This is a genomic window from Aeromonas sp. HMWF017 (assembly GCF_003061465.1).
Classification (GTDB): domain Bacteria; phylum Pseudomonadota; class Gammaproteobacteria; order Enterobacterales; family Aeromonadaceae; genus Aeromonas; species Aeromonas veronii.
Map to the genome: position 1 here is coordinate 1 of NZ_QAJD01000041.1, position 7,945 is coordinate 7,945.

Here is a 7,945-nt window from a genome sequence, read left to right on the forward strand (position 1 = left end):
AACTTAGACAGTACAGTTTTGCTTTGATTTGTGTCAAATAATTTAATCATAAATAATACGTCTCACTAAAATAAAAAACGTTATCATACTGAATTTTCCATATCCTACTTTGAGAATAATCTAAGGTCTAGCTATAGATAAAATGCGCTTTAATAAAGTGTACAGTTCTAGTTATCACCTGACACCGGCCTCAAACCGGTGTCTTGTTTACGCTACTTTAATGCGCACTTCCTTCGGTATCAATTTCAGACCCTTCTTGAACATGCTGTAGGGGGTTTGACCCTCCATCATCCTGCCCTGATGTGGCCGCTGGGTGTTGTAGTGCACCAGATAGCTATCCAGGTCTGTCTGCATCTACTCTACCGACTCATACCAGGTCGTCCTCCCCTTGATGCGGAAGTGTTCATCCAGCAAGGTTCGATGCAGCCGCTCGATAAAGCCGTTGCTCTGCGGCCTGAGCACCTTGGTGGTTCGGTGCTCAATTCCCTCCAGTGGCAGGAACAGCTCGTAGGGATGGTGGTCAGGGCGCCCACAGAACTCGCGCCCGTTATCCGACAGGATGGTATAGACCCGTGCCTCGTGGGTTTCAAAGAATGGCAGCACCGTTTCGTTAAGCACATGGACCGAGGTGATGGGCAGCTTGCTGGTGTAGAGCCGCCCCCAGGCGTGGCGACTGTAGCAGTTCAGCACGGTTTGCAGATACACCTTGCCAACCCCCTTGAGCGCGCCAACGAAGAAGGTGTCGACCGCCACCAGTTCTCCGGTGTAGTGAACCTCAATCTGGCGTTTTCGGAACTCGGGACTGAATCGTTCTAACAGGCGAATTTGTTCGTCATTGAGCTCAATGGTCTGCTCACGGTGAGTTTTCTCAAGGCGCAGCAAGCGGTCGTGTTTAGAGAGCAAGTCGTGCCGTTGCCACACGCCACGCACACCACCCGCACTGACATTGATGCCTTGCAGAGCCAGTTCTTGCGCGACCCACAGCGGGCCTTGAGTTGGTCTGGTGAGGAAGTAATCGAGGATGGCCTGTTCAATCTCGGGCGCAACCCGATTGGGATGAGCCCCTTTACAGCCCGGCAATTTGTCGAGCAAGCCCTCGGCGCCATAGGTCTGGTAATTACGGCGAATTTCGTAGAACTGCTGGCGGCTGTAGCCAATGAGCTTGCAGGCTTTACTGACGTTATTGAGCTCTTTGGCGAGCGCTAGCAGGCTGAGTTTGCGACGTGCTACTTTCTCGTTGGTGGTCATACGGTGACTCCAGATAACACGGTAGGGTTACCGGTTTGAAGCCGTATGACCACTCCCTACCATCCCCATACAGACCACAATTAAGCATTTCCACTGTTTTACCATTTTTGTTGTGCATTGATGTCACAGAATTCCGTAACCTCCCTCCCCCGCCAGCAAGCGGGTCGCGGGAAAACGCTGCGCGGGATCCTGGCTAAAGAACTGGCTCAGTTGCCGGTATACCGCGGGATAGACCTGCTGCAGCCGCAGCGGATCAGTAAAGAAGCACTCGCAGCTGACGGCAAAAAACTCCGCGGGATGTTCGGCAGCATAGGGATCGATATCGGTCACTTCGTCCCGATCAAGCTGCTGGCACAGCGTATCGAAGGCGCTCTGAAAGGCCTGCTGCCACAACTGGCTGCTCATCGGCCCCGGCAATGGGGGCGTGCCATCCGCCTCACCGCCCAGCATATCTAGCTTGTGGGCCAGCTCGTGGATCACCAGATTAAAGCCGTCCCAGTCACCATCCTGCTGCAGTTCGCTCCAGGCCAGCACCAGCGGCCCTTGCGGCCAGGATTCACCGGCGTTCTCCTCTTCAAACTCGCTCACCAGACCGAACTCATCCTGCACCTCCTGGCGCCGGGTGACGGGTTCGGGAATGATGATGATTTCGTGAAAGCCGCGATACCAGTCAAGGCCGAGGTGCAAGATGGGCAACGCCGCCTGCAGCGCCAGCACCGCCTGTTGGCGTGGGCTGAGCTCTACCCCGATCAGGGTCAGGGTCTTGCGTTTGAGCAGCTGTTGCCCCAGCCCGATAAGCGTCGTCTGCTCGGCGTCGTTGAGCCCTTGCAAGATGGGCACAGCCGCCAGCGCCTGACGCCACAGTGCCAACTCATCCTCACTCATGGGCGTTTGCGGGCGACCACCCAGCCATTTGAACCATCCCAGCACGCCTACTCCTTCTTTTGATGCAAAAAACAGGTCACAGCAGTTTGACGAACCGTTTCGGCCGCTCCTGATAATCCTGCGCCAGATAGAAACGGTGAGCCGCCTCGCGCTTGAGACTGCTGGATAGCTCCAGCTGGGCGCAACCTGCGGCCCGCGCCATCTCTTCGGCGCCCTTGAGCAAGGCTGCGCCCACTCCCGCCCCTCTTGCCCCTTCATCGACAACCAGCGCCGAGATCAGGCCCCAAGCTGGTGCAACATGCAGCGGTGCCAACTTGTGCCACACCAGCACGCCGACCACCTTGTCTGCAAGGGCAGCGAGCAGCACAACGCTCGCGGGATCCGGCGTCAACAGGCGCGCCGTCACGTCAGCGCCTTCGGCAGGATACCCCAATTGGGTGAACAGGTGGGCGATGGCGCTCCCGTCGTCGGCCTCAGGGGGACGGATCGTCAACGTCTCAGGGTCATTTTTCATTGTTGGCCTCATGTTTGCTTTCCATTGTGTTACGCCCGTCACATTGCCTGGCGCAGATCAACAAGGAGGATCTCATCTTTACTCATAGAAAACGCTGCCTGCCATTATCTCCCCACCCTTGTCAATTCACAAATTTGCAACAAGGCAACATTTTTCGCTGGGAAGCACCGATACAACTCGATATGTTACAAGCCATGCATGGCGCGTGTTTGCGCTCTGCTTAACCCCTCAACCTCGCGCTCATTTGTTAACTGGATTGTTAACAAACAGGGCCGAAAACAGTGACAGAGAGCGAGGCCAAGATCTCGCCAAGACAGCGCCACAAACACAACAAAGGAGTTGTTGTACATGAATGAAATCGTCAATGCCATCAATGGTGTAATCTGGAGCCCTGCGCTCATCTACCTGTGTCTGGGGGTCGGTCTTTACTTCTCCCTGCGCACCCGTTTCTTGCAGTTGCGTCACATGGCCGAAATGGTACGGCTGATGTTTGATGGCAAGAGCACCGATGCCGGTGTCTCCTCCTTCCAGGCGCTGGCCATGACCCTGGCCGGTCGCGTGGGTACCGGTAACATCGCCGGTGTGGCCACCGCTATCACCTTCGGTGGCCCGGGCGCCATGTTCTGGATGTGGATGGTGGCCTTCCTCGGTTCAAGCTCCGCTTTCGTGGAGTCCACTCTGGGTCAGGTTTACAAAGAGAAGATCAACGGCGAATATCGCGGCGGCCCTGCCTTCTACATCGAGAAAGGGCTCGGCATGAAGTGGTACGCCTGGACCTTCGCCATCGCTACCATCTTTGCCTGCGGCGTACTGCTGCCGGGCGTGCAGGCCAACTCCATCGGCGCCAGCCTGCAGACCGCCTTTGATATCGATCCGAACGTCACCGCCGCCGGTCTGGCGCTGCTGCTCGGCTTTATTATCTTCGGTGGCGTCAAGCGTATCGCCAACTTCGCCAGTACCGTAGTGCCCTTTATGGCGCTGGGCTACATCATCGTGGCCTGCGTCATCATCGCCCTCAACATCTCCGCCCTGCCGGGCGTACTGTTGCTGATCTGGAAGAGCGCCTTCGGTCTGGATGCCGGTTTCGGTGCCATTCTGGGTCTGGCCATCATGTGGGGGGTAAAACGCGGGGTCTACTCCAACGAAGCGGGTCAGGGTACCGGACCGCACGCCTCCTCTGCTGCGGCAGTGAGCCACCCGGCCAAGCAGGGTCTGGTGCAGGCGTTCTCCGTCTATATCGACACCCTGTTCGTCTGCTCCGCCACCGGCTTTATGCTGCTGATCTCCGGCCTCTATAACGTGCAAGGGCCGGACGGTACTGCCCTCTATACGGGTATTGCGGGTGTGGCGGCAGGCCCGGGCTATGTGCAGACCGCCATGGAGAGCATGATGCCAGGCTTTGGCAGTATGTTCGTGGCCATCGCGCTGTTCTTCTTCGCGTTCACCACCATCGTTGCCTACTACTACATCGCCGAAACCAACATCGCCTACATCAACCGCAAGATAAATCGCCCCTGGCTCACCTTCTTGCTGAAGATTGCGCTGATGGCTGCCACTGTCTACGGCACCGTCAAGACTGCAGATCTGGCGTGGGGCATGGGGGATATCGGGGTCGGCCTGATGGCATGGCTCAACATCATCGCCATCCTGCTGCTGCAAAAGACCGCCTTTGCCTGTCTGCGCGACTATGAGGCGCAGCAAGCCAAAGGGCTGGATCCGGTGTTCCACCCGGAGAAACTCGGCATCAAGAACGCCGACTACTGGGCTGGCCATCGCTCCGAAGACAATCTGGAGCAGGAGAAATCCGGTCACCCCTTCGAGCCGGATCTGGATCGCAAGATCTCCTGAGACAAGACGCTAATGCGCGCATAAAAAATGGCAGCCTCGGCTGCCATTTCTTTTGCTCTCTATCTGCTCGCGGTCAGTGCGGATTGCGGCGCGGCCCGAAGGGCAGACGCCAGCGGAACAGGCTGTTAAAGGTGGCGCGCCACTGATTGGGGCGCCCCAGGATCTGCTTTTGCAACCGAGTCTCCTCTTTGAGCATCGCTTCATCGCTGCGTGCCCAGGCCTGGCTGTAGAGCTGCTTGATCCCCGCCAGTGCATCCGGCGACTTGGTGATCAGGGTGCGGGCAAACTCCCGCGCCTCAACCAGCGGATCGGCGCAGACCCGGCTCACCATCCCGAGGGATTTGGCCTCGACGGCATCCAGCTCGCGCCCGCTCATGGCAAGCTCCATGGCGGTATCCACCCCCATCAGATTACGCATGGTGACGCTGCCGCTCATATCGGGAATGATCCCCCACTTGATCTCCATCACCGAGAAGCGGCAATCGGGGGTGCTGAAGCGAAAATCGGCTCCGAACGCAATCTGCAAGCCACCGCCAAAACAGACTCCCTGGGTCACTACAATCACCGGCACAGGCAGCTGGTGCCAACCATAGGCAACCCGCTGGGCCAGATTGGTCGCTTCGTCCGCTTCACGCTTGAGGATCTCGAGGGCCGCCACCGGCTGCTTGAGCATGGACTTCACATCCAGCCCGGCGCAGAAGGCCCGCCCCTCGCCATGCAGGATCACCGCCCGCAACCCCTTGTGCCGGGCGAGCTGCGTCAGCGTCTCGTCGATGGCACTGAACATGGCGCGGTCCAGCGCATTGAGTTTGTCCCCCCGCGTCAACATCACTTCGGCAATCCCGTCGTGGATCTCGCACTTGATCCTTGGTTTTTCCATCTCCCTTGTCCTCTCCTTGATCCCTGAAACTGACTCACTGGTCATACCACCACGTTATCAGAGTGTGAACAGGCGGTACAGCTGAGACTAAAGTCGGCTGGTCGCCTCACCCTCCCTTTGTCACACTGGGAGCTGCATGAGTGCCGCAAGCCAGCAGAGGACGCTGTCATGTCAACCCTGTTCAATTTTGCCAGACCACCGTTCGACCGACTGGATGAGGAGGCGCGCGAGCGGCTCTCCCGTCACCTCTCGCTCTGCTATTTTCGGGCTGGGGATCTGCTGCTCAAGGAGGGAGACGAGCCTCCCGGCCTCTATCTCATCATCAAGGGGGCGGTGGAAGAGTCCGCCCCTCACCACCAGTTTGGTGATTACGGGGTTGATGACCTGTTCGATGTGCGCGCCCAGTTTGATGGCCGCTGCCGCCACCGCTTCACCGCGCTGGAAGATAGCCTCTGTCAGCTCATCCCTCGCCACACCTTTCTGGCGCTCTGTGAGCAGGATCCGCAGTTTGCCAGCTACTTCACCGCCAATCTGGCCGAGCGCCAGCGGCAGCAGGAGCAACGCGAACAACTGGGTCAGAAGAATCTGGCGGAGTTTATCCTGACCCGCATCGAACCCGGCCACCTGCAGGCACCGCTTATCGTCGACAGCAAGCTGTCACTGCTGGCGGCGACCGAAGCCATGGTGAGCAAGGGGACCGATTGCCTGCTCTACCCGGCTCATGACGGCTCCCTCACACTGGCGACCCGCAAGACCTTGCTCCACGCACTGACCCTCAAGGGATTGCCGCTGACGGCCCCCCTCTCTGTGCTGACCCCTACCCCGCTGATTGGTCTGCCGCTGGAGAGCTATCTGTTTGATGCCCTGCTGCTGATGACCCGCCATCGCATCAAGCGACTGGTGGTGTGGCGCGGCAACGAGGTGGCGGGGATCCTGCAACTGACCCAAGTGCTGGGGCTCTTCTCGACCCACTCCCACGTGCTGACATTGCGTATCGCCCGCGCCGACAGCCTGCCGGCACTGGAGGCGGTGGCCCGCGAGCAGCAACAATTGACCCGCTCGCTGTTTGCCCAGGGGATCCACACCGCCTTTTTGATGAAGCTGATCGCCACCATCAACGAGCAGCTGATCGCCAAAGCCTTTGCGCTGGTGATCCCCCCCGAGGTGCAGGATAGAGTCTGCCTGCTGATGCTGGGCTCGGAGGGGCGCGGCGAGCAGATCCTCAAAACCGATCAGGACAACGCCCTGATCCTGCCAGAGGGGCTGGCATGGCCCACCCAGGCAGCCGATCTGGCCGAATTCAGCGCGCTGCTGGAGAGCCTCGGCTACCCGCTCTGCCCCGGCCAAGTCATGGTGAACAATCCGGCCTGGGCAAAAACAGGCAGCGAGTGGCAAAGCGCCATTGCCAGCGCCTGCACCACGGCAAAGGAGGATGAGCTGCTCTGGCTCGCCACCCTGGCCGATGCTCACCCCATAGCAGGGGACCGTCAGCTCCATCTGCCGGTTGCCAGAGCGCTGCGCGAGCAGTTGGCGGACAGGCGGGATCTGCTGGCGGAGATGGTGCGACCGGCGGTGGCCTTCCATGCCCCGCTCACCCTGTTTGGCAGGCTGGAGCAGCCACCGGAAGGGCTGGATCTGAAGCGGGGCGGCCTGTTCCCGCTGGTGCACGGTATCCGCATGCTGGCCCTTGAGGCAGGCATTCTGGAGACCTCGACTCTGGGACGCATCGACGCGCTGGTGGCCGCCGATCGGCTCAGTACCGACTATGGCAGCAATCTCGCAGAGGCGTTCCGGCTCTTTATCCGGCTGAGGCTGCGCAGCCAGCTCAAGGGGGGCAATAGTCGGGTGCAGACAAGCGAGCTTAGCCACAGCGAGCGGGATCTGTTGCGTCAGGCGCTGCATCAGGTGAAAAAGTTCCAGCAGTGGCTAACCTTGCACTTTCGTCTGAGACAATAGTCATGTTGAGCCACGCTCGACGCTACTGGTATGGCCGTGCGTTCCGAACTGGCGAGTTCGCGCCGCTCTTTGCCACCCCACCCGAAGATGAACGGATCGCCCTCGATTTCGAGACCACCAGTCTCGATCCCGAGCAGGCCGAGATCGTCTCCATCGGGGCGGTGCGCATTCAGGGTAACCGGCTGCTGACCGGCGAGGCCCTCGCCATCAAGGTACAACCACCGGCCAGCCTGACCAGCCAATCTGTGGTGATCCACGGTCTGCGCCATCAGGATCTGCAACAGGGGATGGAGCTGGAAGCCGCGCTGCGCCTGCTACTCGACTATATCGGCCCGCGCGAACTGGTGGGCTATCACATCGCCTACGACCTGCGCATTCTCAATCTTGCCTGCCAGAAATTGTGGGGATTGACCTTGCCCCAGAGAGGGATCGAGGTGAGCCAGCTCTATCACGACCACCTCTATCGCCGCTACCCCGATGCTGCGATTGACCTCCATTTGAGTGCCATCTGCAGCCACCTTGAACTCCCATCCCTGCCCGCCCACGATGCCCTTGCCGATGCCACCACGGCCGCGCTCATCTACCTGCGCCTGACCTGCGGCTCGCCGCTCACT

Annotated in this window: 6 protein-coding genes and 1 pseudogene; 3 read left to right on the plus strand and 4 right to left on the minus strand. The window is 59.3% G+C overall.

Features of this window, described 5'->3' with window-relative positions; all coding sequences use genetic code 11:
* Window positions 1–207: 207 nt before the first annotated feature.
* The 3 genes and pseudogenes from DBR30_RS03615 to DBR30_RS03625 all read right to left on the minus strand — a co-directional run bounded on the left by DBR30_RS03615 (window position 208) and on the right by DBR30_RS03625 (window position 2,647).
* Window positions 208–1,248, minus strand: a pseudogene (locus DBR30_RS03615) (IS481 family transposase).
* 123 nt (window positions 1,249–1,371) lie between these two features.
* The gene (locus DBR30_RS03620) at window positions 1,372–2,133 is read right to left on the minus strand and encodes a zinc-dependent peptidase (protein ID WP_258224266.1); all 762 of its coding nucleotides are present in this window, start codon (window positions 2,131–2,133) and stop codon (window positions 1,372–1,374) included.
* A 76-nt stretch (window positions 2,134–2,209) separates the two neighbouring features.
* The gene (locus tag DBR30_RS03625) at window positions 2,210–2,647 is read right to left on the minus strand and encodes a GNAT family N-acetyltransferase (protein ID WP_108539440.1); all 438 of its coding nucleotides are present in this window, start codon (window positions 2,645–2,647) and stop codon (window positions 2,210–2,212) included.
* Window positions 2,648–2,995: 348 nt separating this feature from the next.
* Between DBR30_RS03625 and DBR30_RS03630 the strand changes: the two genes are divergently transcribed.
* Window positions 2,996–4,495, plus strand: a complete 1,500-nt coding sequence (locus tag DBR30_RS03630; protein ID WP_108539443.1) for an alanine/glycine:cation symporter family protein — start codon at window positions 2,996–2,998, stop codon at window positions 4,493–4,495.
* Between the two features lie 73 nt (window positions 4,496–4,568).
* On the opposite strand, the gene DBR30_RS03635 is transcribed toward DBR30_RS03630, so the two are convergent.
* Entirely contained in the window at window positions 4,569–5,375 is an 807-nt protein-coding gene (locus DBR30_RS03635) for a crotonase/enoyl-CoA hydratase family protein (RefSeq protein ID WP_108588187.1), read from the minus strand.
* Between the two features lie 168 nt (window positions 5,376–5,543).
* Between DBR30_RS03635 and DBR30_RS03640 the strand changes: the two genes are divergently transcribed.
* The gene (locus DBR30_RS03640) at window positions 5,544–7,331 is read left to right on the plus strand and encodes a putative nucleotidyltransferase substrate binding domain-containing protein (RefSeq protein ID WP_108588188.1); all 1,788 of its coding nucleotides are present in this window, start codon (window positions 5,544–5,546) and stop codon (window positions 7,329–7,331) included.
* A gap of 2 nt (window positions 7,332–7,333) precedes the next feature.
* The coding region (locus DBR30_RS03645) for a 3'-5' exonuclease (protein ID WP_108588189.1) at window positions 7,334–7,945 on the plus strand (612 nt) is incomplete at its 3' end.

What these genes read in the sequence shown, in the direction of transcription:
- DBR30_RS03630 (WP_108539443.1), top strand. Translation starts at nt 2,996, where the DNA reads ATGAATGAAATCGTCAATGCCATCAATGGTGTAATCTGGAGCCCTGCG.
- DBR30_RS03620 (WP_258224266.1), bottom strand. Translation starts at nt 2,133, where the DNA reads ATGAGTGAGGATGAGTTGGCACTGTGGCGTCAGGCGCTGGCGGCTGTG.
- DBR30_RS03625 (WP_108539440.1), bottom strand. Translation starts at nt 2,647, where the DNA reads ATGAAAAATGACCCTGAGACGTTGACGATCCGTCCCCCTGAGGCCGAC.
- DBR30_RS03635 (WP_108588187.1), bottom strand. Translation starts at nt 5,375, where the DNA reads ATGGAAAAACCAAGGATCAAGTGCGAGATCCACGACGGGATTGCCGAA.
- DBR30_RS03640 (WP_108588188.1), top strand. Translation starts at nt 5,544, where the DNA reads ATGTCAACCCTGTTCAATTTTGCCAGACCACCGTTCGACCGACTGGAT.